Here is a 25,105-nt window from a genome sequence, read left to right as displayed (position 1 = left end):
CCTGGGCACATGGCACGCCGCAAGAACACCGACAACCGCGTCGACCTGTCCGCGTTCGACCAGGCCGGCGCCCGGGTCATCGACAACCCGCTGACCACGGAGGTCGAAGACTCGTACCTCGAGTACGCGTACTCGGTCATCCACTCGCGCGCCCTCCCCGACGCGCGCGACGGCCTGAAGCCCGTCCACCGCCGCATCCTGTGGTCGATGTCGGAGCAGAACCACCGCCCCGACCGCCCCTACGTCAAGTCGGCACGCGTCGTCGGCGACGTGATGGGCAAGTACCACCCCCACGGTGACCTGGCCATCTACGACGCCCTGGTGCGTCTGGCGCAGGATTTCTCGCTCAACGCCCCGCTGATTGACGGGCACGGCAACTTCGGCTCGCCCGACGACGGGCCGGCGGCCAGCCGGTACACCGAGGCCCGCATGTCGCGCGAGGCGATGCTGCTGGTCGGCGAGCTCGGCGAGGGCACTGTCGACTTCAAGCCGACCTACGACGGCTCCGAGATCGAGCCCAAGGTGCTGCCCGCGGCGTTCCCGAATCTGCTGGTGAACGGGACGTCGGGCATCGCGGTCGGGATGGCCACCAACATGATCCCGCACAACCTGGGCGAGGTCGTGGCGGCGGCGCGGCATCTGATCACGAATCCCGATGCCACTCTCGACAAGCTGATGCGGTTCGTGCCGGGGCCCGACCTGCCGACCGGTGGGCAGCTGCTGGGGCTGGACGAGGTGCGGCGGGCGTACGAGACCGGGCGTGGTGTCGTGCGCATGCGGGCCCGGGCCCAGACCGGGCCGCTCGAGGGTGGGCGCGGCCGCCAGGCCATCACGGTGACCGAGCTGCCGTACGGGGTGGGCACCGAGAAGATCATCGAGGCGATCACCGACGAGGTGAAGGGCAAGCTCATCGTCTCCGGCCCGCGGCGGGGGCAGCGTCAGGCGGCGCGGCTGCAGGGCATCGCCGACGTGAAAGACCTCACCGACCGCGAGCACGGCACGCGGCTGGTCATCGAGTGCAAGGTCGGTGTCAACCCGCAGGCGCTGCTGGCCGACCTCTACCGGCTGACCCCGCTCGAGTCGTCGTTCGGCATCAACAACCTGGTGCTGGTGGACGGGCAGCCGCAGACGCTGGGGCTCAAGGCCCTGCTCGAGGTGTTCGTGCAGCACCGCTACGACGTGGTGACCCGGCGCACCGAGTTCCGGCGCACCAAGCGGCAAGACCGGCTGCACCTGGTCGACGGCCTGCTGATCGCGCTGATCGACATCGACCGGGTGGTCGCGATCATCCGGGGCAGCGACGACGCGGCCGCGGCCAAGGCGTCGCTGATGCAAGAGTTCAGCCTGTCCGACATCCAGGCCACCTACATCCTGGACACCCCGCTGCGGCGGCTCACCCGGTTCGACCGCATCGAGCTCGAGACCGAGCAGGAGAGGCTGCGGGCCGAGATCGCCGAGCTGTCGCGCATCCTCGACAACGAGGACGTGCTGAAGCAGGTGGTCTCGGACGAGCTGGCCGAGGTGGCCTCGACGTTCGGTTCGCCGCGGCGCACCACGCTGATCGACGGCGACCTGAAAGAGGTGCTGGCCGCGTCCGCGCCGGCCGGGCCGCTCGAGGTGGCCGACGACCCGTGCCAGGTGATCCTCTCGGCGACCGGGCTGATCGCGCGCACGGCGGCCGAGAGCGAAGAGGCGACCGAGGGGCGCCGCCGGTCGGGGCGGGTCAAGCACGACGCCGTACGGGCCGTGGTGCACTCGACCGCGCGGGGCCGCATCCTGCTGGTCACCAACCGCGGCCGCGCCTTCAAGACAGACGTTCTTCCGCTGCCGGTGCTGCCCGAGCAGATCGGCACGGTGTCGATCCGCGGCGGCATGTCCGCGTCCGAGCTGATCCCGCTGGAAAAGGGCGAGAAGGTGGTCGGCCTGGCCCCGCTGACGGCCGGTGACTCGCCGGGCATCGCCATGGGCACCAAGCACGGCGTGATCAAGATCTGCGCGCCCGAGTGGCCGGTGCGGTCGGACGAGTTCGAGGTGATCACGCTCAAGGACGGCGACGAGGTGCTGCAGGCCAGCTGGCTCACCGACGGCGCCGAGTCGCTGGTGTTCGTCACCTCCGACGCCTCGCTGCTGCGGTTCCCGGCCAAGAACGTGCGGCCGCAGGGCCTCAAGGGCGGCGGCATGGCCGGCATCAACCTGTCGGCCGGGGCCGAGGTGATCTCGTTCAACGCGGTCGCCACGGCCGACCATGACCACGGCGAGCCGATGGTGGTCACCTCGACCGGCACCCAGGTGAAGGTCAGCCCGTTCGCGTCGTACCCGGCCAAGGGGCGCGCGACCGGCGGCGTCCGGGTGCAGCGGTTCCTCAAGGGCGAGACCCGGCTGACGGTGGCCTGGGTCGGCCCGCGCCCGGTCGGCTCGAGCAACACGGGCGACCCGATCGACTTGCCCAACCAGGACGCCCGCCGCGACGGCTCGGGCGAGGCCGTCCTGATGGGCCCGCAGATCATCGGGCACCTGATCGAACGCGGCTGACGCCCGGCGCCACGCCGGCTAGTCCGGCGTGGCTGCGGGGTCCGTTGCGGCTGCGAGGTCCGGCGCGGCGGGCAGGGGGCGGTCGGGGCCGATGTCGAGCAGGCGGACGACGAGCAGGGCCCGGCGCACCGCGCGGTAGGCCGCGCCCGGGTTCAGGGCGTGCTCGCGGGGCTCGACCGTGAACAGTTCGGTGTCGCGGACGGTGAACGGCGGGATCTCCATGATGCTGAATGCGTGACGGAGTGCCGGTTGTTCGAGCCGGGGCGAGTCGCCGATGACCGTGTACGGCAGCCGGATGGCCATCGGTGGTTGTTCGCAGGGCAGCCCGACCACCACGAACGTCCCCTTGCCGTCCCGGTCGAGCACCGCACCGCCGAACGCGTTGCCCGACCACCGGACCTCACCGAAGGTCACCGGCAGGCCCTCGATGTCGCCGGTCCAGGCGTACGTGACCTTGCTGCTGCCCTGCAGGTGCAGGTTCTGCCAGGGCCACTCGATGGTCGCGGGCTCGACCGGGAAGCAGCCCATCGCGGCCGCCCAGCGGGCCATCGCCCGCAGCGACATCGCCCGCCGGACCTTGTGGGCGCAGTAGGCCGCGAGCACCAGGGCGAGCGCCACCGTGCAGAAGTACCGGTAGCCGACGGCGACGAGCAGCACGACGGCCGCGCCGGACCAGCCGGCCTTGAGCCAGTGCCTGACGTCGACGCGCATCAACGTCAGGGTAGGCGACACCGCCCACCGAACCCCCGGCCGGCGGGTCAGGGGAGGCGGCGGCGCCCGGCGAAGCCCAGGTCGGAGCGGTGGTACCAGTCGAGGCCGTCCTCGCCCTCGAGCCAGCACAGGTCGACGTCGACCCCGTCCACCTCGCCCGGGAAGTCGATCAGCAGCGGAGCCAGGCTCTTGAGCACGGCCCCGGTCTGCTGCACCTCGGTCATCAAGTCGTCGAGCCGAGCCGTGGTCGCCTTGAACTCCGGCAGCCCGCCCAGCGGCGTCGGGGGCCCGCCGGACACCCCGATCACCGCCCCCAGCTCGGCCGCGTCGGCCCGCAGCGCGACGATCTCGTCCAGTACGGGCCGCAACCGCTTCAGTTCGTCCCGCGCCTCACCCAGCGTGAACAACCCCATGCCACTGAGAGTGCCAGCTCAAGTCGATCACGCATAGGGGAGACGGGGTTTCTTAACGATGGCCGCCCGGGGTCGGGCGAGGGACCATTGCTGGGTGGACCTACAGGTTGTGGAGCAGGTGGCCGAGCTCGGGGCGTGGATCGCCGAGGGCGGCGTGGTGATTCTGAGCGGCGCGGGACTTTCCACCGACTCCGGTATTCCGGACTATCGCGGCCCGTCCGGGTCGGCCCGGCGCAGCACGCCCATGACCTACCAGGCCTTCACCCGCGACCCGATCGCCCGCCGGCGGTACTGGGCGCGCTCGCACCTGGGCTGGCGGACGATCGGGGAGGCGTTCCCCAACGACGGCCACCGGGCGGTCGCCGCCCTGCAGGGCTGCGGCGCAGTCGACGGCATCATCACCCAGAACGTCGACGGGCTGCACCAGGCGGCCGGCGCGACCGGCGTGGTCGAGCTGCACGGCAACCTGGCCCGCATCGTCTGCCTGGATTGCGGTGATCTGACGGCTCGCGAGGTGCTGGCGGCCCGGCTCGACGAGGCCAATCCGGCCTTCGACGCGGCCGCGGTCGCGATCAACGCCGACGGCGACGCCGAACTCGACGACACCGATCTCGACAGATTCACGGTCGTCGACTGCCTGAACTGCGGCGGCATGCTCAAGCCGGACGTGGTCTACTTCGGCGAGACGGTGCCGCCGGACCGGGTGTCGCGCAGCTTCGCGCTGGTCGGGAACGCCCGTACGCTGCTGGTTCTCGGTTCTTCGCTGACCGTCATGTCGGGCCGGCGGTTCGTTCTGCGCGCGGCCAAAGAGGGCATCCGGGTCGCGATCGTCAACCGCGGCGTGACGCGCGGCGAGCCGTACGCGGGCCTTCACATCGATGCCCCATTGGGCATCGTTCTGCCTCACCTGGCTGAGGTTTCGTCCGGTCCCGTCCGCATTTAGGCGGCAGTAGGTACCCGCGCTTTATCGTTCTGAAACCTAAGTAATTCATGGTCGCCGTTGACGTGACCCGGTTCACTGGCGTTAACTGCCGAAACCGCTTCCGAAACCGGTTCCGAAATCCGGCCGCAACGAAGTGGTGACACGTCAGGAGGACCAGTGCCAATCACCATCGCCGATGTGGCGGCTCGGGCCAAGGTCAGCAAGACGACCGTGTCCCGGGTGCTCAACGGCAAGGGTGAGCTGGACGAATCGACCGCCGCGCGGGTCCGTGCGGTGATCGAGGAGCTGGGCTACGTGCCGAGTTCCCGGGCCGTCGGGCTCGCCCGCGGGCGCACCCGGGTCGTCGGCATGCTGGTGCCCTCGCTCACCTGGCCGTGGATCGGCGACGTCATCCAGGGCGCGGTCGACGTCCTCGAGACCGAGCGCTACGGCCTGCTGCTGTTCACCTGCAACCGCGGCGAGGAGTCGATGCGCCAATTCGGCGCGCAGGTGTCCGCCAAGTCGTTCGACGGCCTGCTGGTCATCGAGCCCGAGGGCACCCTCGACTACATCGCCACGCTGCACCGCCGCGGCCTGCCGGTCGTGCTCATCGACGACCGCGACCAGACCTCGGGCGAGATCCCGAGCGTCGGCACCACCAACCACGACGGCGCGGGTTCGGCCGCCCGGCACCTGCTCGAGATCGGGCGCACCAGGCCGCTGGTGATCTCGGGGCCGGAGAGGTTCGGCTGCACCCAGCAGCGCCACGCCGGCTTCGCCTCGGTCTACGCCGAGGCCGGCCACCCGATCGCCGCCGACCGGCTGTTCCTGGGCGACTTCACGGTCGACCGGGGCGCCGACGCCGTGCAGGCCGCGATCAAGTCCGGAGTGGAGTTCGACTCCGTCTTCGCCCACAACGACCTCGCCGCCATCGGCGCCATGCAGGCCCTGCTCGACGCGGGCCGGCGGGTGCCGCAGGACGTGGCGGTGGTCGGCTTCGACGACATACCGACCGCGGCGCACACCCAGCCGCCGCTGACGACCGTGCACCAACCGCTGCGCGAGATGGGTGAGGCCGCGGCTCGCACGCTGCTCGCCCACTTCGAGGGCACACCCCTGCCCAACCGTCCCACCGTCATCCCCACCACCTTCACCACCCGACCCTCCACAGTCGCCTGACTGACTGAAACCTGCGGGGCCGGCCGGCGAGCCGGCGCCGTGATGACGCACGCCCTCACACCCTGAAACCGAGGAGATTTTCGCGATGCAGAGAAGGAAACTGTTCGCGGTCGCCGTGGCGAGCGTGCTCGCCACGGGCGGCCTGGCCGCGTGCGGCGACTCGCCCAACGCCAACAACGCCAACAACGCGAACAAGTCGTCGGTGGACTTCCTCAAGATCGGCATGCCCAACGGCACGCAGACCGAGAACCACAACCCGTTCGCCGGCACCTCCTCGGCGAACGCGCTCGGCTACAAGTGGATGATCTACGAGCCGCTGACCCAGTGGAACCCGGTGCGCCCGGCCGAGCCGGCCATCCCGTGGCTGGCCAGCGCGGTCAAGTGGGCCGACGACTACAAGTCGGCCGAGGTCACCGTGCGCGACAACGCCACCTGGTCGGACGGCCAGAAGCTGACCGCCGACGACGTGGCCTACACGTTCACGCTGCTCAAGGGCAACGAGGCGCTCAACCAGAACGCCATCCCGTTCGACCAGATCACGGTGGCCGGCAACGTCGTGAAGGTCACCTTCAAGACGCCGCAGTTCGTCAACCAGAACAAGATCATGGCGAGCACCCCGATCGTGCCCAAGCACGTCTGGGAGAAGATCTCGGACCCGGCGACCGACGTCAACAAGAACCCGATCGGCTCCGGCCCGTACACGCTGAAGTCGTTCACCCAGGCCGGTGTCACGCTGTCGGTGCGCACCGAGGGCTACTGGCAGAACCTGCCGGCGGTCAAGGAGCTGCGCTACGTCTCCTACGCCGACAACAACGCCCAGGGCACCGCGCTGGCCAACGGCGACGCCGAGTGGTCGTTCGTCTTCCTGCCCAACCCGAAGGCGACCTTCATCGACAAGGACCCGGCGCACCACAAGGTGTGGGCGCCCGGCGTGCTCGGCATCCACGGTCTCTACATCAACACCACGATCAAGCCGTTCGACGACGTGAAGCTGCGTCAGGCCATGAACATGGTGATCAACCGGACCGACATCTTCAACCAGGCCGAGGCCGCGTACTTCCACCCCGAGATCAAGAGCGTGACCGGTCTGCCGCCGGGCGCCGGTGACGCGTTCATCGCCCCGGAGTACAAGGGCAAGGAGTTCTCGAACGACGTGGCCGGGGCCAAGGCCCTGCTGCAGAGCGCCGGCTACAAGCTCAACGGCAAGACGCTGACCGACCCGAGCGGCAAGCCGGTGAAGATCAAGCTCAGCGACCCCGCGCCGTGGTCGGACTACCAGACCTCGCTCGAGATCATCAAGAGCAACTTCGCCGAGATCGGCATCGAGGCGACCGTCGAGAAGCCCAACCAGGACGTCTGGGACAAGAACGTGCAGACGGGCGCCTTCGAGGCCTCGATGCGGTGGACGAACGGCGGCGCCACGCCGTACGACATCTACCAGACCGTCATGGACGGCGACCTGCTCAAGCCGATCGGCACCGCCGCTCAGCAGGGCAACTTCGGCCGCTTCAAGAGCCCCGAGGCGACCGCCGCGCTGACCGCGTACAAGAACGCGACCAGCGACGAGGCCCGCACCACGGCGATGAACCAGATCCAGAAGGTCTTCGTGGAGCAGGCCCCGATGTTCCCGGTCGGCGCGGACAACGTCGGCGCGGCTTACAGCGACAAGAACTGGACCGGCTGGCCCACCGACGCGGACCCCTACTCGGGTGCGCAGCCGACCCAGCCGTACGTGTCGCTGATCATCAGCAAGCTCAAGCCCGCCAACTCCTGATCGTGGTCGCCGCCCCCACCCGTGCCGCCGGGTGGGGGCGGCCACCGCCGTTGAAAATGAAGGAACCCGGCATGACACAGGACGCGAAAGCGCCCGCCGGCGAGGTGGTGCTCGAGGCGATCGGCCTGACCAAGCACTTTCCCGTACGCCGCGGACTGCGCCAGCTGTTCTCGCGAGAACGGACGGCCGTGCACGCCGTCGACGACGTGCACCTCACTCTGCGCCGCGGCCGGGTGGTCGCGCTGGTCGGCGAGTCCGGCTCGGGCAAGAGCACGGTGGCCCGGCTGCTCGCCCAGCTCTACCCGCGTACGGACGGCGACATCCAGCTGCACGGCGAGACGACCAAGGTCAAGGGCGGAAGTGCTTTCCGGGCGTACGCGGCCCGGGTCCAGATGATCTTCCAGGACCCGTTCGCGTCGCTCAACCCGGTGCACACGATCCGCTATCACCTCACCCGCGCGCTGAAGATCCATCACAACGCGGGCCGGACCGACGCCGACCTCGAGAACGCGCTGAACGAACTGCTCACCCGGGTCAGCCTCACCCCGCCCGAGCGCTACCTCGACAAGTTCCCGCACGAGCTCTCCGGCGGCCAGCGGCAGCGTGTGGCCATCGCCCGCGCGCTGGGCGCCCAGCCCGAGGCGCTGCTGGCCGACGAGCCGGTGTCCATGCTGGACGTGTCGATCCGCCTCGGCGTGCTCAACCTGCTGCGCGACCTCAAGGAACGCCTCAACCTGGCCATCCTCTACATCACCCACGACATCGCCTCGGCCCGCTACTTCGCCGACGAGACCCTGGTGATGTACGCGGGCCGGATGGTCGAGGGCGGCGACAGCGAGACCGTCACGCAGACTCCCGCCCACCCCTACACCCGGCTGCTCATCGACTCCGCGCCCGACCCGGACCGGCTGGCCGGCGACGTCGACGCGGCCGAGGAGGACCGGGGCAACGGCGAGCCGCCGAGTCTGATCCGCCCGCCGTCGGGCTGCCGGTTCCACCCGCGCTGCCCGATGGCGATGGAACGGTGCACCACCGATCTGCCGATCCGGCTCGAGATCGGCGACCGGCCCGGGCACTGGGCGGCTTGCTGGCTCTACGACGAGGCGACGGTCGCGGCATCGACGCCCGGAGAGGCGGTGGCGAGGTGAAGTACTTCCTGCAGCGCATCGCGTTCTACCTGTTCACCGCGTGGGCCGCGATCACCCTCAACTTCTTCATCCCGCGGCTGGTGCCCGGTGACCCGGTGCAGTCGCTGATCGCCAAGTTCCGCGGCCAGCTCAGCACCGAGGCCATCAACTCGCTCTACGTTCTGTTCGGCCTGGACGACGACAAAGGCCTGTGGCAGCAGTACCTCGACTACTGGGCGCAGCTGTTCCGCGGCGACCTGGGCCTGTCCTTCACGTTCTTCCCGTCGCCGGTCTCGCAGATCATCGGGGACGCGCTGCCGTGGACGGTGCTGCTGGTCGGCATCACCACGATCATCAGCTTCCTGATCGGCACCAGCCTGGGCGTGCTGGCCGGGTGGCGGCGCGGCTCGTGGACCGACGGCCTGCTGCCGGTCACCACGTTCTTCTCGTCGGTGCCGTACTTCTGGCTCGGCATCATCGCCATCTACCTGCTGACCGGCCCGGACAGCTTCTTCCCGTCGTCCGGCGGCTTCGACTCGTCGCTGGTGCCGGCCTGGGACCAGTACTTCATCCCGAGCGCCCTGCAGCACAGCCTGCTGCCCGCGCTGACCATCCTGATCTCGTCGGTCAGCGGCTGGATCCTGAGCATGCGCAACATGATGGTGACCGTCTCGTCCGAGGACTACATCACCGTGGCGCACGCCAAGGGCCTCTCCGAGCGCCGGGTCGCGGTGAGCTACGCCGCCCGCAACGCGCTGCTGCCCAACATCTCCGGGTTCGCCCTGTCGCTCGGCTTCATCGTCGGCGGCACGCTGCTGGTCGAGATCGTCTTCTCGTACCCCGGTCTCGGGTTCATCCTGCTGCAGGCGCTCGGGGCCAAGGACTACCCGCTGATGCAGGGCATCTTCCTGGTCATCACCATCTCGGTGCTGGTCGCGAACCTGCTGGCCGACCTGGCCTACCTGCTTCTCGACCCGCGCACCCGCAAGGAGGGCTGAGCGATGACGATCCCCACCTCGAGCACCGCCCAGGTCATCCCCGGCCAGGGGGCGATGGCCGCACCGGAGGCCGCCAAGCCGGCGAAGGCCAAGCGGCAGCGGTTCCTGTTCCTGAAGAACAAGAAGGCGGCCTTCGGGCTGATCATCCTGGGCATCTACGTGCTGTTCGCGATCATCGGGCCCTGGGTCACGCCGTACGACCCGGACGCGCGCAGCAACGACCTGATCCAGCCGCCGTCGGCCGAGCACTGGTTCGGCACCACCCACCTCGGGCAGGACGTGTTCAGCCAGGTGCTCGACGGCACCCGGCCCGTGGTGTTCGTCGGCTTCCTGGCCGGCGCCATCGCCACCGTGCTGTCCGTGATCATCGGCATCACGGCCGGCTACCTCGGCGGCAAGACCGACGACACGCTGTCCGCGCTGTCCAACGTGTTCCTGGTGATCCCGGCCATCCCGCTGATGATCATCATCACCTCGGTCCTGGACAACGCCAGCAACCTGCTGATCGCGCTGATCATCGGCCTCACCTCGTGGTCGTGGAACGCCCGGGTGCTGCGCGCGCAGACGCTCTCGCTGCGCCGGCGCGACTACATCGAGGCGTCCCGGGCCACCGGCGAGAAGACCTGGCGGATCATCGGCTTCGAGCTGCTGCCCAACCTGACCGCGGTGATCGCGTCCGGGTTCATCGGCACGGTCATCTTCGCCGTGCTCTCGCTGATCACCCTGGCCTTCATCGGCATCGTGTCGGCGGCCGGCTGGAACTGGGGCACGATCCTGTTCTGGGCGCAGGGGCAGCAGGCGCTGGCCCAGGGCGCGTGGTGGTGGTTCGTACCGGCCGGTCTGGCCATCGCCTTCCTCGGCACGGCGCTCTCGCTCATCAACTTCGCGATCGACGAGTTCGTCAGCCCGCGGCTGCGCAGCGCCGGCAAGACCAAGCTCAAGACGGCTTCGGGTGGCACCGTGCGGATGCGGATCGGCTTCACGCCCGTTCTGGACAACTCGGCCGAGCCGCACACCCGAGCCCAGGCACACCCCGACGCCATGACACCGGTGGCCCGAGAGGCGGCTAAGTAGATGGAACCCGTCCTCGAGATTCGCAACCTCAACGTCGAGTACGGCTTGGGCGACAAAGCCGTGCGCGCGGTCCGCGACGTCAACCTGACCCTGCACAAGGGCGAGGTGCTGGGCCTGGCCGGCGAGAGCGGATCCGGCAAGTCGACACTGGCCTACGGCCTGACCCGGCTGCTCGCCCCGCCCGGCGTGATCACCGGCGGCGAGGTCATCTACCACCCCGAGCAGGGGGAGGCGTACGACGTCCTCGGCCTCTCGGACCGGGCGCTGCGCGCGTTCCGCTGGGCCGAGACGGCGATCGTGTTCCAGGGCGCGATGAACTCGCTCAACCCGGTGCACAAGATCTCGACCCAGCTGACCGACGTGCTCAAGGCCCACGAGCCCAAGATGAGCGAGCACAGCCGCAACGCCCGGGCCCGCGAGATGCTCAAGCTGGTCGGCATCTCGCCCGACCGGATGGACGCCTACCCGCACCAGCTCTCGGGCGGCATGCGGCAGCGCGTCATGATCGGCATGGCGCTGATCCTGCAGCCGCAGGTGGTCATCATGGACGAGCCGACCACCGCCCTCGACGTGGTGATGCAGCGGCAGATCCTGGGTCAGCTGATCGAGCTGCGCGAGCGCCTCGGGTTCTCGGTCATCTTCATCACGCACGACCTGTCGCTGCTGGTCGAGTTCTCGAACCGGATCGCCATCATGTACGGCGGCCGGATTGTCGAGGAGGCGCCGGCCGCGACGATCTACCGCGATGCCCTGCACCCGTACTCGAAGGGTCTGCTCAGTTCCTTCCCCGCCCTGCGCGGGCCGCGCCGCGAGCTGGCCGGCATCCCCGGGTCGCCGCCCGACCTGGCCGGCATGCCCAGCGGCTGCTCGTTCCACCCCCGGTGTCCCAAGGCGTTCGAGCCGTGCGCGCCGCACATCCCCGTGCTCGGCCGGCCCGACACCCCGGACGGAGCCGCACGTTCCGTCGCGTGCTGGCTGCATCCCACGGAGCAACCCGTCGGATGAAACGGGGGCCGGTCCGCCTTGGCGGACCGGCCCCTTCTTTAACCAATCCCCACTGGAGTGCCATGAACCCCACCACCACCTCCGTCCCGCTCGCCACCGGGCTGCCCGCGCAGTTCCTCTGGGGCGTGGCGACGGCGTCGTACCAGATCGAGGGCGCGGTCGCCGAGGACGGCCGCACACCGTCCATCTGGGACACCTTCTCGCGGGTGCCCGGCGCCGTGGTCAACGCCGACAACGGCGACGTGGCGTGCGACCACTACCACCGGATGCCGCAGGACGTCGCGCTGATGAAGAGCCTCGGCGTCGACAGCTACCGGTTCTCGGTGGCCTGGCCGCGGGTGCAGCCCGGCGGCCGCGGCCCGGTCAACCCGGCCGGCCTCGGCTTCTACGAGCGGCTGGTGGACGAGCTGCTCGAGAACGGGATCGCCCCCTGGGTCACGCTGTACCACTGGGACCTGCCGCAGGAGCTGGAGGACGCGGGCGGCTGGCCCAACCGTGACACCGCCTACCGGTTCGCCGACTACGCCTCTCTCGTCTTCGACAAACTGCAGGACCGCGTCGACACGTTCACCACGCTGAACGAGCCGTGGTGCTCGGCCTGGCTGGGCTACAACGTCGGCGTGCACGCGCCCGGCCGCAAGGACTTCGACGCCTCGCTGGCCGCCACCCACCACCTGCTGCTCGGGCACGGCCTGGCCGTCCAGCGGATGCGGGCCGCCGAGACCCGGCCCCACAACTACGGCATCACGCTGAACATGGGCACGGCCGACCCGCACGGCGACACCGAGGAGGACCGGGACGCCGCCCGCCGCGCCGACGGCATGGGGCTGCGGCTGTACCTGGACCCGCTGCGGCGCGGCGAGTACCCGGCCGACGTGGTGGCCGACCTGGCCGCCCGCGGCTCGGCGATGCCCGTCCAGGACGGCGACCTCGAGATCATCTCGACGCCGTTCGACACGCTGGGCGTCAACTTCTACTTCGGACAGGACTTCGCCGGCACGGACGAGGAAGGCCGCACCCACGAGGCCAACGGCGAGCCGGTGGTCCGTTCCGTGCTTCCCGACACCGCCCGTACGGCGATGGGGTGGCCGATCACGCCGGAGCGCTTCACCCAGCTGCTGGTCCGCCTGCACCGCGACTACCCCGGCCTGCCCATGGTGATCACCGAGAACGGCGCGGCGTTCGACGACCAGCCGGACGAGTCGGGCTACGTGGCCGACGACGACCGTACGGAATATCTGGCCTCGCACATCGCCGCGGTGGCCGCCGCCCGCGAGCAGGGAGCGGACGTGCGGGGCTACTTCGCGTGGTCGCTGCTCGACAACTTCGAGTGGGCCGAGGGCTACGCCAAGCGGTTCGGCATCGTGCACGTCAACTACGAGACGCAGGAGCGCACGCCCAAGCAGAGCGCGCTCTGGTTCCGCGACTCGATCGCCGCGCTGCGCGCCTGAGCGTTCCTCTCGTCAGCGCCGCGCTCTTTATCCGGGGCGGCGCTGACGCCGAGCTTCCGTCAGCGCCGCGCTCGTTCTCCGGGGCGGCGCTGACGCGGGGTGAAGGCCAGGATCTGGTCGGTGGGCTCGGGCAGGCCGCCCTCGGCCAGCAGCTGCGCGATCGGCAGGGTGGCCGCGCCCATCGCCACCGCGTCGACGCCCAGCTCGCAGATGCTGATGGTCGTTTGCGCGTACGGTCGTCGCAGCGCGTGCCGAGCCGCGGCGGCACGGATCTCGGGCAGGAAGCGCGCCCCGAACACCGACCCCGTCACGCCGCCGAGCACGATCCGTTCCGGGCTGAACAGGTTGATCAGATCGGCCAGCCCCGCGCCCAGATAGCCGGCCGTCTGCTCGAACACCGCCACGGCCTCCGGCGCCAGATCGGGCGTTTCCAGCAGCCGGGGCAGAAGTTCTTTCGAGTACGGTTCACCGGTCGCCGCGGCCAGTCGGTGCGCGATCCGGTCGGAGCCGATGTACGCCTCGAGGCAGCCTCGCGCCCCGCACCGGCACTCGTCGCCGTCGTACACCAGCGTGGTGTGCCCCCACTCGCCGGCATTGCTGTTCGCACCCCGGTAGTAGCTGCGCCCGTCCATCACCACGGCCGCGCCCACGCCCAGCCCGGTCATGACCACGACCACGTGCCGCGCGCCCCGCCCGGCGCCGAACCACATCTCGGCCTGGCCGTGCGTCTTGGCCCCGTTCTCGACGAAGATCGGCACCTCGGTGCCGGCCCGCAGCATCTCGCCCAGCGGCGCCGAGTCCCAGCCCGTGGACTGCGAGTCGACCACCCCGTCCGAACCGACCACGCCCGGCACCCCGACCCCGTACCCGAGCACGTCGGCCGGAGCCACCCCGGCCTCGTCGAGCACCGCGCTCAGCCCGGTCAGCAGCCGGCCGGCCACCTGCTCGGGGCCGTCGTCGTGCTCCAGCCGGGACACGGCCAGCCGGTTCATCTCGAGGTCGTACAGCTCGACCAGCACCCGGGTCTCGCCGACGTCGGCGCCCACCACGTAGCGGAAGCCGGGCCGCACCCGCAGCAGCACACGCGGGCGGCCGCCGTCCGACCCGACCAGGCCGGCCTCCTCGACCAGGCCCTCCTCGATCATCTCGCCGATCAGGTTGCTGACACTGGCCTGGCTCAGCGCCGTGCTCGCGGCGAGTTGCTGCCGGCTCTGCAGGCCGCCGTGGAACAGGTCGGTGAGCAGGCTGGACCGGTTCGCCCGGCGCACGTCACGCACCGTCGTACGCCTGGTCTCCAACCCCGCACCCCCGCCGTCTCGACTGCCGGACCGCCGTCTCGTGGCGACTGCCGGACTGCCATCTAACGCCAGTTCAGCCGAAAATCGAAAGCCGTCGGCGCCGGCGTCGGCATATCGTGCCCGGATGACCGACTACCGGGACGTGAACCGTGCAGCCTGGGACGACCGCGCGGCCGCCCACGCCGCCTCGCCCGACTACAACGTGCAGCGCTTCGCCGACCCCGGCCATCTGAGCGCCGTGGTCCGATTCGACCTTCCGCTGCTGGGTGACGTCTCGGGGCTCCGAGGGGTGCACCTGCAGTGTCACATCGGCACCGACACGGTGTCGCTGTCGCGCCTCGGCGCCACCATGACGGGCGTCGACTTCTCGGCCAAGTCACTGGAACAGGCCCGGCGGATCGCCGAGCTGGCCGGGCAGGATGTCCGGTTTGTCGAATCCGATGTGTACGAAGCGGTGGCGGCCGCCGGGGACGGCTACGACTTCGTCTACACGGGCGTCGGCGCGCTCTGCTGGCTGCCCGACGTCCGGCGGTGGGCGCAGACCGTGGCGGCCCTGCTGCGGCCGGGCGGCCGGCTGTTCATCCGCGAGGGGCATCCGGTGCTGTGGTCGCTCGACTACGACCGGACGGACGGGGTGCTCGCGCTGGAGGAGCCGTACTTCGAGACCGAGAAACCGCAGATCTACGAGGATCCGGGCAGCTACGCGGCCAAGGACACGGTGTTCACCAACAACACCACGCACGAGTGGAACCACGGGCTGGGCGAGGTCGTGACGGCCGTACTGGAAGCGGGCCTGACCTTGACCGGCCTGGTCGAGCACAAGACGGTGCCGTGGGACGCGCTGCCGAACGGGCAGATGGTCGAGGTGCAGGAGAACGAGTGGCAGCTCGCCGACCGGCCCGAGCGGATGCCGCACACCTACACGCTGCAGGCGGTGAAGCCGGTCGTTTAGCGGCTGAACGAATCGGGGTATCGGTGGTCATCCCCACGGCATAGGAGGCCCCGATGCGCGCAGGCTCGATCGGCGGGCTGCTTTTGATCATTTGGCTCGTGCTCGGCGGCGTTGCCGCGTACGAGCGTGGCTACTTCTCCGACACCAGCGACACCAGCTGTGCCGAGTTCGGCACGATCGCCGTCACGACGATCGCCGGCCCGCTCAACTGGATGGGCGTCAACCCGAAGATCACATGCGACCTGGACGTGCCCGAACCCAGCAAGTGAGCCGGGCGTAGCAGAGCCCGGCCGGCGAGTCAGTCCCGCGAAAGGCGCCGCTTGCGGCGCCTTTCGCCTGTCCGGGGGATTCGTGCGGGAACTGCCGTACTTCTCCGGAGCCCTGCGCGTATCCGGCCGAAACGGTAAGTTGAGTGGTGTGACGGCCGTGGCGCGTGTGCTCCCCCGGGACTGGGACGGGGGCCGCTTGCTGCGCTTCCTCACCGGCCTGGCCATGCTCGCGCTAGCCTTCGCCACCCAGCTCGCCCCCGCCCACCTCACTCCCGCCGCCCCGGCCCCGCTCGCCGCCGCCGCCGCTTCGTCGGCTGCTCCGGCTGAGCTTGCCGCCCCGGTCGTGCCTATTGGGCTTGCCTGCCCGGCCGTTGCCGGCGCTTCGGCTGTCGGCGCGCCGGTTTCGGTGGTTGGTGCTGCCATTGAGCCGCTGAGCGATGCGCCGGCGCCGTTGGCGCACTGGGTGATTGCCGTTTCGGCCGCGCCGGTGGCTCCCGCGGTGCCTGCGGCAACGGCGGCCGCTGCAATCATCGTGCTCTCCGGCTTATTCGTGCGCGGTTACGCCGTACGCGGTCCGCCTTTGTATTAATCGCAACAGAACAACGTTCGGTGGGGTAACCCGCTCTTCACATTGTTATTTTCGTGTCGGGCCGCATCCGTGAGGTTGTCATGGAATCCGCCGTGGAAAGCTTCTTCGTCTCCCTTCCCTATGCCGCCGCGTTGTGGGTCGTCATCCTGCTCGCGGTGGCCATTGCCGGGGCTTTGGTGTCTTTGCCGACCAAGGCGCCCGCGCCGCCACTGACCGGCCCCCAGGCCGATGCTTTGCGTTTCGCCGGCGAGGTCGCCGTCGCCGCGGAAAGGGCCGCGACCACCGCCACCCGCTGCCGCGCGGAATGGGCGGCCGCGCAGCAGAAAGAGCATGAGGCGTGGCTGGCTTACGACGAAGCCGATCGTCTCGCTCGGGAGGGGGCTCGCGCCGCTGCGTATCCGCAGATGAGCCGCCGCCGCAAGCCGGGGGAGAACGCCGACCGCGAGCGCTGGCTGCACCGCGCGGCCACGGCCGCCTGCCGTCGCCGGGAGATTTCGATCGAGCAGCTGAACGACGTGCTCGCGCATCGCGGCTGGAATCCGCGGCTGCACCCGGTGGTGCAGGAGGGCCTGCTGCGCAACGCTATCCGGGCCCACCGCCTGGCGCAGTACGAGGACGCGCAGAAGCAGGAGCAGGCGGCCTGGCACGAGTCCGAACTGGCCGCCGAGGCCCTGCGCAGCCTGCGCGCCGAGGCCGCCGCGGCGCTGGTGCGGGCGGGAGTGGCCGGGCGGGTCGTCGCCGACGATCAATGGTTCGCCGACCAGTGGTCGACGGCCGAGATGCCGGCCATGGCGAAGGCCGCCGCCTGACATCGTCGCCTGTGGAGGGCGGGGTTCGGCCGCGGCTGTCAGGTTTCCCGGGTACCTTAACCGGGCAGGACGACCGCCGAGACCAGGGGATCAGGGGGCCAGAGCGTGGCATCAACTCCGGCCGGGCAGCCGCCCGCGGTTCGGATGCACCGGGCCGCGCGGGTGGAGGACGCCCTGCACGAGATCGTCGAGCGCCGGTTGCGCAACCGGGGCTGGCGGCCGGTGATCACCGCATACACGGGTTACGGAGCGCCCGGCTGGGCGCGGGTGATGGCGCGGGTGGTGCTGACCCGCGGCACCCCCACCCGTAAGCGGCTGGAAAAGGTGCGCGGCTGGCGCAGCTTCACCAGTTCGCCGGTGAACAACGCCGTGGTGAAGATTCAGATCGGTGACAACATCACCGAGACCCGCACCGACCGCAGCGGCTACGTCGACACCCGCGTCAAGGGCGACCTCGAGCCCGGCTGGGGCAGTGTGCGGCTGTTCACCGAGGGCGCGGCCCCGGCCGAGGCGCCGATCCGGGTGGTCGACCCGGAATGCCGCTTCGGCGTGATCAGCGACATCGACGACACGGTCATGGTCACCGCCCTGCCGCGTCCGCTGCTCGCCGCGTGGAACACGTTCGTGCTGGACGAGCACGCCCGCATGGCCGTGCCGGGCATGGCCGTGCTGTACGAGCGGCTGATCACGGCGAACGCCGGCTCCCCGGTCTTCTATCTGTCGACCGGCGCCTGGAACGTCGCCCCCACGCTGAGCCGGTTCCTCTCCCGCCACCTCTATCCGGCGGGCCCGCTGCTGCTCACCGACTGGGGTCCCACGCCCGACCGCTGGTTCCGCAGCGGCCAGGAGCACAAGCGCACGACGCTGCAGCGGCTCTCCCGTGAGTTCCCGAAGATCCGCTGGTTGTTGATCGGCGACGACGGGCAGCACGACCAGGAGATCTACTCCGAGTTCGCGCACGCCCACCCCGAGAACGTGGCCGCCGTCGCCATCCGGCAGCTGTCGCCCACCCAGTCGGTGCTGGCCGGCGCCATCCCCGGCCCCTCGGGCAACCCCGAGGCGGTCGGGTCGGGCGGCAAGACGTGGTTCTCGGCGCCGGACGGGGCCGGGCTGTGGTCGCTACTCCGCGATACTGATGTCGTCTGAGTCGGCCGCCTCGGCGACCCGCTGGTGCAACCGGTCGCGGATCTCGTCGGGGGTGTACTGCCGGCGCTTGCGCTCGGCCCGGGCCACGACAGCCCCCGTCGCCGCGACGCCGGCCAGCCCGGCCAATCCCACTACTTTCCACCAACGCATCACTTGAGGATAGACACGTGGACGCCGCCTTAAGCCTCGATGAGGCCATCGACCTGACCCGGACGGGCGACATCTGGATCTTCCGTGGGCGCACGGGCGCCGACCGCGCGATCCAGACGCTGACCAACAGCCCGGTCAACCACGTCGGCATGTCGATCGTCGTCGAGGACATGCCGCCGCTCATGTGGCACGCCGAGCTGGGCCGGTCGCTGCCCGATCTGTGGTCGGGCACCTTCCAGCGCGGCGTCCAGCTGCACGATCTGCGGGACGCGGTCACGGTCTGGGCCCACCGGTACGGACAGCGGGGCTGGCTGCGGCAGCTGGAGCCCGGCGTCGACCAGGCGATGGAGGACAAGGCGCTCAAGACGGTGGCCCGCCTCGACGGCACGCCGTTCCCGTCGTCGGCCCAGCTGGCCTGGCGCTGGGTGCGGGGCCGGGTGCCGCAGATCCGGCCGCGCTGGCGGCTGCGCGGCGGCAAGGGGCCGGTCGACGAGGCGGCGCTCGAGACGGCCTACTGCGCCGAGGTCGTCGCCGTCACCTATGAGGACATGGGCCTGTTGCCGCGCGGCCGCCAGCCCAACTGGTACGACCCGGGCCGCTTCTGGAGCGGCGACGACCTCGAACTGTGCGACGGGTTCACCCTGTCCAACGAGATCGAGGTGGACGTCCCGGGCGCCTAGGCGCCCGCTCCGCCGTCGACCGGGATGATCGCCCCGGTGACCGCTGCGGCCCGGTCGCTCAGCAGCCACGCGGCGACCTCGGCCACCTCGCCCGGCTCGGCCATCCGGCCCCGCGGGATGGACGCGGTGATCCCGTTCTTGATGCCCGGGGTCGCGGCCTCCCACTGCTCGATCATCTCGGTGGCCGTGCCGCCCGGGGTGATCCCGTTGACCCGGATGCCCTGAGCGGCCCACGTCACGGCGGCCGTCTCGGTGATGCTGTTGAGGGCGCGCTTCATGGCCCCGTACGCCGGAAGGGCGGGGTTGGCGCGCCGGCTGCCGATGCTGGACGTGTTGACGATCGCCCCGCCGCCGCTCGCGCGCATCAGTTCGGCCTCGGCGTTCATCGCGATCCAGTGGGCCCGGAAGTTCACCTCGAACTGGTTGTCGATGTCCTCGTCGCTGGTGGTGTCGAGCGGGCCGGGCTGCTGGATGGCGGCGCCGTTGTTGAACGCGCCGTCGAGCCGGCCGTGCAGCTCGCCGGCACGGCGGACGGCGGCGCGGACGCTGGCCCGGTCGGCCAGGTCGAGCGGGACGGCGTCGGCCACGCCGCCGTCGGCGCGGATCTCGGCCACGATCTTGTCGAGGGCTTCGGCACCACGGGCGGCGAGCACCACGGAGGCACCCTCGCGGGCGAAGAGGTGGGCCGCGGCGGCGCCGATGCCGCGGCTGGCGCCGGTGATGAGGACGACCTTGCCGGTCAGCATGTTTGTCATGCCGTAAGCGTCACGACCCGGGCCGGCCGGATGCAGGCACGATCAGTACCAGGATCCGGGCCGCCCGGGCGGGCACACTGACGGTATGGACAAGCAGGAGCTCGGGGCGTTCCTCCGCACCCGCCGGGAAAGGCTGCGTCCCACCGACGTCGGCCTGCCCTCCGGCCCTCGGCGTCGCACGCCGGGCCTGCGGCGCGAAGAGGTCGCGGTGCTCGCGCACATCTCGACCGAGTACTACGTACGCCTGGAGCAGGGCCGCGCCCCGAGACCGTCGGGCGAGGTGCTGGCCGGCATCGCGGCCGCGCTCCACCTGACCGGGGCCGAGTCCGAGCACCTGCACGTGCTGGCCGGCACCGCGCCGATCCGCACCGAGCGGCACCGCCGCGACGTCCGGCCCAGCATCCTGGCCCTGCTCGACCGCCTGCCGAACACCGCCGGGTTCGTGACGTCGGCGATCTTCGAGGTGCTCGCGTGGAACAGCCTGGCCGCCGCGCTCATGGAGGACTTCGGGAAGCTGGTCCCCGAGGAGCGCAACCTGGCCCGGCGGGCGTTCCTGGCCTCCAAGTCCCAGCTGTACGCCGTGGCCGACCTCACCGAGTTCCGGCATCAGGTCGTCATGGAGTTGCGGGCGACCCTGGCCCGCTATCCGTCCGACCCGGCGGTGACCGGGCTGGTCGCCGAGCTGCGGGCCGGGAGCCCCGACTTCGAGCGGCTGTGGGAGCGGCATGATGTGCAGGCCGTGCCGATGCTCACGAAGACCTTCCACCACCCGGTCGTGGGCCGGGTGACGGTCGACTGCGACTCGCTGGCGCTGACCGAGCGCGACCAGCATCTGGTTCTCTACAGTGCGGTGCCCGGCTCGGCCGACGCCGACGCGCTGGCCCTGCTGGGCATGGCCGGATCGCTGGACGGTTCCTCGCTCTGACGGGAACGCGATGGACATCCGGGCCGTCCGGGACAAGGTTGGTCGGCATGGGTGTGCGCTTGGTGGGGCGGGTGGCCGAGGTGGTCGCCCTCGACCGGCTGCGCGCGGACGCCGAGCAGGGTACGGGCGCGGTGGCGGTGCTGGTCGGCGAGGCCGGGATCGGGAAGACGGCCCTGGTCGAGGAGGCGGTCGACCGGGCCACGGCGGCCGGGTTCACGGTGCTGACCGGGCGGGCCGACCCCGACGAGGGCGCGCCGAGCTTCTGGCCCTGGCTGACCCTGCTGGCCGGCGCCCCCGAGGGTCTGACGCCGACGCTGCTCGAGCTGTCCGGGGCGGGGGAAAGCGCGGCGGTCGCCCGCTTCCGGGCCGTACGCGCGGCGGTGGACGCGTTGTGCGCGGCCGCCGCGAAGAGGCCGCTCCTGCTGGTTCTGGAGGATCTGCACTGGGCGGACGACGCGTCACTGGCGTTGCTGACTGCCCTCGGTCGTGAGGTCGGCGCGGCCCGCATCCTGGTGCTGGGCACGAGCCGTACCCCGATGGGGTTCGAGACGCTGGCCCTCGCGCCCTGGGACCAGGCGGCGGTGGCCGGCTTTCTCGCGGCCGGCGACCCGGCGGCGCATCGCAGCTGGGCTGCCGTCGTGCACCGGCTCGGCGGGGGCAATCCGCTCTACACCCGCGAGCTCACCCGGTTGCTGATCCGTGAGGGCCGGCTGAACCGCCCGGCCGGCGCGGTCGGTCTGCCCGACGGACTCCGGCCGGTCGTGGCCCGGCGCACGGCTCACCTCTCGGCGGACTGCCGGCACATGCTGGCCGTGGCGGCCGCGTACGGGTCCGAGATCGATGTCGCCGTCCTGGAGCAGGTGGTCTCGGTGGCGCCGCTGGCCGAGGCGGTCGCGGCCGGGGTGCTGGCCGACGATCCATGGGTGCCGTCCCGCGTGCGCTTCGGGCACGAGCTCGTGCGTCAGGCGCTGTACGACGGTCTGGGCCGCGACGAGCGGATCCGTACGCACGCCGCGCTGGCCGACGCCCTCGGGCAGCACGGCGGTTCGGTGGCCGAGATCGCGCGCCACCGCGTCCGGGCCGCCGCCGACGCCGCATCCCGCCGGGCCGCCGTCGAGGCCTGCGTGACGGCCGCGAACGCCGCGTCCCGTGCGCTCGACTACTCGGAGGCGGTCCGCTGGTTCGGTCACGCGCTGGCCAACGCCCCCGGCGACGCCACCCTGCGCCTGCGGCGGGCCGAGGCGGCGTACCGCGACGGCCAGCTCGACGTCGCGCTGTCCGACTGCGAGGCGGTGGTCGACGAGGTCGGCGCCCCGGCCGCGCTAGTGATCCGGGGCTTCGGCGGCCCGCTCGGCCCGGCCCTCCTGCGCCTGTGCGAACGCGCGCTGGCGGCGGATCTGGACGACGGCGACCGGGCGAAAGTCCTGGCCCAGTACGCGTTCCTGCTGGCCGAGGACCGCGACCCGGAACGGGCCGGCCGGATCAGCCGGGAGGCGATGGAGCTGGCCGCGGCCTCGGGCCGGCCGGACGCGCTGGTGGCCGCCGTGCATGCCCGGCACGAGACGATGGATCCGGCCGACGACCTGGACGAGGTGCTGGAGCTGGCTCGGCTCAGTTGCGAGCTGCCCGGGCCGCCGGACGCCGAACTGTGGGGGCGCACCTGGCGGCTGGACGCCTGCCTGGCCCGGGGCGAGCTGGCCGAGTACGACGCCGAGACCAACCGGCTGGCCGCGCTGACCGCCCGGCTGGGCTGGCCGGTGGCCCGCTGGCATCTGCTGCGCGCGCGGGCCGCCCGCGCGTTGGTCGCCGGTCGGCTCGGTGCGGCTCGTGAGCTGGCCGAGGAGGCGCGCGAGGTGGCCGCCCGGTCACAGGACGCCTCGGCCCCGTACCTGTATCTGGCCTTTCTCAGCGGCCTGGCCGAGTTCACCGGCGACTACAGCTGGGTCGGGGAGGGCTGGCTGGATGCGGAGGAGATGCCGATCGCGATCGCCCAGCTGGGGCTGATCGCGATGGGACGCGGCGACCGTGAGGGCGGGATCACCGCGGCCCGGCGGCTGCGCGGCGTGCTGCCCCGGCTGCCGGCCGACGGGCGGCGGACGTTCGTGACGGTGGTGACCGGCGAGGTGGCGGCCTGGGTGGGCGAGCACGATCTCGCGGCCGAGTGCTACGCCCGCATGGAGTCGCGGGCCGGGATCTATCTGAACTCGATGTCCAGCTGTCACGGCGCGGTCGCGCGGGTGCTGGGGACGATCGCGGCCGTGCTCGGCCGGCCCGAGGCATCGGCGCATCTGGACCGGGCGGTGGCGATGGAGGAACGGCTGGGTGCGCCCGGCTATCTGGCCCGGGCCCAGATCGCGTACGCGAAGCAGTTACGCACTTCCGACCCGCGCCGCAGCCGCGATCTCGCGGCGACCGCGCTCGCCACCGCCCGCCGCCTCGGCATGCCGGTCGTCGCCGCGGCCGCCGCCGAGCTGATCAAGGATGACCTGACCGCCCGCGAACGGGAGATCGCCGCGCTGGTCGCCGAGGGACTGTCCAACCGGGCCGTGGCCGAGCGGCTGGTGCTCTCGGAACGGACGGTCGAGACGCACGTGCGCAACATCCTGGGCAAGCTCGGCGTGGCCAACCGGGCCGAACTACGTGCCGCATCTCAGTACCGGCACTGAGGTTTCCGGGGCCGCGCGGGCCGAATCTGGTGAGCATGACAACCAACGTGCAGACCACACTTCGCCCGGGCACCTACACCATCGACACCGCGCGCTCGACGTGCCGCCTGACCGCCACGCACATGTTCGGCCTCAAGCCGGTTCAGGCCACCATGGAATTACTGGGCGGCACCGTGACCGTGGCCGGCGACCTCGCCACCTCCAGCGCCTCGGCCGTGCTGGACGCGTCCACTTTCCACAGTGACGATCCGCGCCGGAACAAAGACATCGTCGGCAAGAAGTTCCTGGACGCGGCCCAGCATCCGATGATCGCCTTCCGCAGCACCGGTTGCCGCCGCACGGTGGCCGGCTGGCTGCTCGACGGCGTGCTGCGGGTCCGCGGCCACGACAGTGCCGTGACGCTGACCCTGGATCGGGCCGAGCCGGTGGACGGCGGATGCCATTTCGTCGCGTCGGCCGTCGTCGACCGGGTGGCGGCCGGCGTCGCCACGGGCCGGGGGATCATCGCCCGGCCCGTGCGGATCGACCTGGACCTGTACGCCGGTTAGGCGCCCAGTTTCTGCCGGAAGACGTCGAGCAGGAAGCTGCCCTTGAACTGGGCGGTCGCCTCGGCGCCGAACAGCCCGAGTTCGGGGGCGTAGCCGACGCCCCCGGCCGGGCCCAGGGTCAGCATCATCCCGTCCGCGAAGGGTTCGTACGCGGTGAGCGGCCCACCCTCGATCAGGGCCCGGATGTTGGCCGCGACCACCTCGGCCTGCTTGTCGGCGGCCCGGCCGGTCTTCAGCTCCGGGGTGTCGTTGAGGTCGCCCACCGCGAAGACCCGGTCGTGCCCGGTCACCCGCAGGTGCTCGGTGACCGCCAGCCGGCCGCCGGGCTGCCGGGCCGCGGCCAGCTCCGAGCTCAGGTATCCGCTGGGCACGGTGCCGCCGTAGCAGGGGAACCACAGATCGGCCGACAGCACCTCACCGTCGCTGGTCGTCACCGTGAACGGGCGCACGGCACCGGCCGGCGTCTCGGGCTGAGCGTCGAGCTTGGCGCCGAGAAGGACCCGTACGCCCAATTGGTTCAACTGCCGGGCCAGGTCGGAGCGCAGCTCGTCGGGGAACCGGCCGCCCAGCAGCTCGGGCACCGGGTCGACCAGGGTCACCGGCTTGCCCGGCCAGGCCGCCGCGATCTCCCCGGCGAACTCGAGCCCGATCGCGCCCGCCCCGACCAGCAGCACCGAGGTCGCCCGGTCGAGCGCGTCGTGCAGATCGCGCAGCCGCTCGGCCGACGTCGCCTGATCGGCGCCCTCGGTGCGGGTCGGGAACGGGCCGGCCGAGCCGGTGGCCAGCACGACGTAATCCGCGTCGAGCCGGGCGCCGGACGAAAGTTCGACCACCTCGGGCTCGACCAGCACCGCGGTGTCGCGCACCACCCGGCCCCGGGTCAGCAGTCCGTCGTACGGAATGAAAATCTTCTCGATCCAGGCCGGGTCGGCCGCCGCCCGCAGCTGGGCCACGTGGTGAACGAACACCTCCTTGGGCTCGACCACCGTCACGTCGGCGATGTCGTCCAGGCCGCGGGCCACCACGACACCGCCGTACCCGCCGCCCACAACCACCACTTTTGTCGTCATGGCTCGACCTTGCGGCGGTCCGCGGCGCGCAGGGAGACCGCGCTCAGGGTGGTAGTGGCGGG

General features: G+C 71.0%; 24 protein-coding genes. 18 read left to right on the top strand and 6 right to left on the bottom strand.

What is annotated here, in order from left to right; all coding sequences use genetic code 11:
- Positions 1 to 9 precede the first annotated feature (9 nt).
- Positions 10 to 2,532: a DNA gyrase/topoisomerase IV subunit A gene (locus tag OWR29_RS45640; protein ID WP_267569947.1), complete on the top strand. Its 2,523-nt coding sequence runs from the start codon at positions 10 to 12 to the stop codon at positions 2,530 to 2,532.
- A gap of 18 nt (positions 2,533 to 2,550) precedes the next feature.
- Here OWR29_RS45640 and OWR29_RS45635 read toward each other — a convergent pair whose 3' ends face one another.
- Positions 2,551 to 3,243 (bottom strand): hypothetical protein, encoded by a 693-nt coding sequence (locus OWR29_RS45635; protein WP_267569945.1) that lies wholly within the window; start codon positions 3,241 to 3,243, stop codon positions 2,551 to 2,553.
- 47 nt (positions 3,244 to 3,290) lie between these two features.
- Positions 3,291 to 3,656 (bottom strand): DUF2203 domain-containing protein, encoded by a 366-nt coding sequence (locus tag OWR29_RS45630; protein ID WP_267569944.1) that lies wholly within the window; start codon positions 3,654 to 3,656, stop codon positions 3,291 to 3,293.
- A gap of 58 nt (positions 3,657 to 3,714) precedes the next feature.
- On the opposite strand from OWR29_RS45630, the gene OWR29_RS45625 reads away from it, so the two are divergent.
- The 8 genes from OWR29_RS45625 (at position 3,715) to OWR29_RS45590 (ending at position 13,186) form a co-directional block, all read left to right on the top strand.
- Positions 3,715 to 4,599 (top strand): NAD-dependent protein deacetylase, encoded by an 885-nt coding sequence (locus tag OWR29_RS45625; RefSeq protein ID WP_438872743.1) that lies wholly within the window; start codon positions 3,715 to 3,717, stop codon positions 4,597 to 4,599.
- Between the two features lie 156 nt (positions 4,600 to 4,755).
- Positions 4,756 to 5,757, top strand: a complete 1,002-nt coding sequence (locus OWR29_RS45620) for a LacI family DNA-binding transcriptional regulator (RefSeq protein WP_267569942.1) — start codon at positions 4,756 to 4,758, stop codon at positions 5,755 to 5,757.
- 85 nt (positions 5,758 to 5,842) lie between these two features.
- Positions 5,843 to 7,531: an ABC transporter substrate-binding protein gene (locus OWR29_RS45615; protein ID WP_267569941.1), complete on the top strand. Its 1,689-nt coding sequence runs from the start codon at positions 5,843 to 5,845 to the stop codon at positions 7,529 to 7,531.
- 71 nt (positions 7,532 to 7,602) lie between these two features.
- On the top strand, positions 7,603 to 8,679 hold the full coding sequence (locus OWR29_RS45610) for an ABC transporter ATP-binding protein (RefSeq protein WP_267569939.1): 1,077 nt from the start codon (positions 7,603 to 7,605) through the stop codon (positions 8,677 to 8,679).
- Positions 8,676 to 9,656 (top strand): ABC transporter permease, encoded by a 981-nt coding sequence (locus OWR29_RS45605; RefSeq protein ID WP_267569938.1) that lies wholly within the window; start codon positions 8,676 to 8,678, stop codon positions 9,654 to 9,656. Before OWR29_RS45610 ends, OWR29_RS45605 begins: the two co-directional genes overlap by 4 nt.
- Positions 9,657 to 9,659: 3 nt before the next feature.
- Complete coding sequence (locus tag OWR29_RS45600) at positions 9,660 to 10,730, top strand: ABC transporter permease (RefSeq protein WP_267569936.1); 1,071 nt, start codon at positions 9,660 to 9,662, stop codon at positions 10,728 to 10,730.
- A complete protein-coding gene (locus OWR29_RS45595) occupies positions 10,731 to 11,735 on the top strand; it encodes an ABC transporter ATP-binding protein (RefSeq protein ID WP_267569935.1) in 1,005 nt (334 codons plus the stop codon). It abuts the gene before it with no gap.
- A gap of 62 nt (positions 11,736 to 11,797) precedes the next feature.
- Positions 11,798 to 13,186: a GH1 family beta-glucosidase gene (locus tag OWR29_RS45590; RefSeq protein WP_267569934.1), complete on the top strand. Its 1,389-nt coding sequence runs from the start codon at positions 11,798 to 11,800 to the stop codon at positions 13,184 to 13,186.
- 59 nt (positions 13,187 to 13,245) lie between these two features.
- Here OWR29_RS45590 and OWR29_RS45585 read toward each other — a convergent pair whose 3' ends face one another.
- Positions 13,246 to 14,484 (bottom strand): ROK family protein, encoded by a 1,239-nt coding sequence (locus OWR29_RS45585; RefSeq protein ID WP_267569933.1) that lies wholly within the window; start codon positions 14,482 to 14,484, stop codon positions 13,246 to 13,248.
- A 124-nt stretch (positions 14,485 to 14,608) separates the two neighbouring features.
- Between OWR29_RS45585 and OWR29_RS45580 the strand changes: the two genes are divergently transcribed.
- From OWR29_RS45580 to OWR29_RS45560, 5 genes are all read left to right on the top strand, one after another.
- Positions 14,609 to 15,436: a class I SAM-dependent methyltransferase gene (locus tag OWR29_RS45580; protein ID WP_267569931.1), complete on the top strand. Its 828-nt coding sequence runs from the start codon at positions 14,609 to 14,611 to the stop codon at positions 15,434 to 15,436.
- 53 nt (positions 15,437 to 15,489) lie between these two features.
- Entirely contained in the window at positions 15,490 to 15,705 is a 216-nt protein-coding gene (locus OWR29_RS45575; protein WP_267569930.1) for a hypothetical protein, read from the top strand.
- Positions 15,706 to 15,901: 196 nt separating this feature from the next.
- Positions 15,902 to 16,294: a hypothetical protein gene (locus OWR29_RS45570; protein WP_267569929.1), complete on the top strand. Its 393-nt coding sequence runs from the start codon at positions 15,902 to 15,904 to the stop codon at positions 16,292 to 16,294.
- A 53-nt stretch (positions 16,295 to 16,347) separates the two neighbouring features.
- A complete protein-coding gene (locus OWR29_RS45565) occupies positions 16,348 to 17,103 on the top strand; it encodes a hypothetical protein (protein ID WP_267569928.1) in 756 nt (251 codons plus the stop codon).
- Positions 17,104 to 17,247: 144 nt separating this feature from the next.
- Entirely contained in the window at positions 17,248 to 18,249 is a 1,002-nt protein-coding gene (locus OWR29_RS45560; RefSeq protein ID WP_324291317.1) for an App1 family protein phosphatidate phosphatase, read from the top strand.
- Here OWR29_RS45560 and OWR29_RS45555 read toward each other — a convergent pair.
- Positions 18,223 to 18,399, bottom strand: a complete 177-nt coding sequence (locus tag OWR29_RS45555) for a hypothetical protein (RefSeq protein WP_267569926.1) — start codon at positions 18,397 to 18,399, stop codon at positions 18,223 to 18,225. The genes OWR29_RS45560 and OWR29_RS45555 overlap by 27 nt on opposite strands.
- Before the next feature lie 17 nt (positions 18,400 to 18,416).
- Between OWR29_RS45555 and OWR29_RS45550 the strand changes: the two genes are divergently transcribed.
- The gene (locus tag OWR29_RS45550) at positions 18,417 to 19,079 is read left to right on the top strand and encodes a hypothetical protein (protein ID WP_267569925.1); all 663 of its coding nucleotides are present in this window, start codon (positions 18,417 to 18,419) and stop codon (positions 19,077 to 19,079) included.
- Here OWR29_RS45550 and OWR29_RS45545 read toward each other — a convergent pair.
- A complete protein-coding gene (locus OWR29_RS45545; RefSeq protein ID WP_267569924.1) occupies positions 19,076 to 19,834 on the bottom strand; it encodes an SDR family NAD(P)-dependent oxidoreductase in 759 nt (252 codons plus the stop codon). The genes OWR29_RS45550 and OWR29_RS45545 overlap by 4 nt on opposite strands.
- Before the next feature lie 85 nt (positions 19,835 to 19,919).
- Between OWR29_RS45545 and OWR29_RS45540 the strand changes: the two genes are divergently transcribed.
- Genes OWR29_RS45540 through OWR29_RS45530 form a run of 3 tightly spaced genes read left to right on the top strand, consistent with a single transcriptional unit; the run spans position 19,920 to position 23,973 of the window.
- Positions 19,920 to 20,759: a helix-turn-helix transcriptional regulator gene (locus OWR29_RS45540; RefSeq protein ID WP_267569923.1), complete on the top strand. Its 840-nt coding sequence runs from the start codon at positions 19,920 to 19,922 to the stop codon at positions 20,757 to 20,759.
- Positions 20,760 to 20,806: 47 nt separating this feature from the next.
- The gene (locus tag OWR29_RS45535) at positions 20,807 to 23,425 is read left to right on the top strand and encodes an ATP-binding protein (RefSeq protein WP_267569922.1); all 2,619 of its coding nucleotides are present in this window, start codon (positions 20,807 to 20,809) and stop codon (positions 23,423 to 23,425) included.
- A 35-nt stretch (positions 23,426 to 23,460) separates the two neighbouring features.
- Positions 23,461 to 23,973: a YceI family protein gene (locus OWR29_RS45530; protein WP_267569921.1), complete on the top strand. Its 513-nt coding sequence runs from the start codon at positions 23,461 to 23,463 to the stop codon at positions 23,971 to 23,973.
- Here OWR29_RS45530 and OWR29_RS45525 read toward each other — a convergent pair.
- Entirely contained in the window at positions 23,970 to 25,043 is a 1,074-nt protein-coding gene (locus tag OWR29_RS45525) for an NAD(P)/FAD-dependent oxidoreductase (RefSeq protein ID WP_267569920.1), read from the bottom strand. The two genes, OWR29_RS45530 and OWR29_RS45525, sit on opposite strands and share 4 nt — an antisense overlap.
- Positions 25,044 to 25,105: the final 62 nt, after the last annotated feature.

It is taken from the genome of Paractinoplanes pyxinae, from assembly GCF_026626335.1.
GTDB classification, from domain to species: Bacteria; Actinomycetota; Actinomycetes; order Mycobacteriales; family Micromonosporaceae; genus Actinoplanes; species Actinoplanes pyxinae.
The sequence above is the reverse complement of the archived record's forward strand: the minus strand, read 5'-3'. Positions and strand labels throughout refer to the sequence as shown.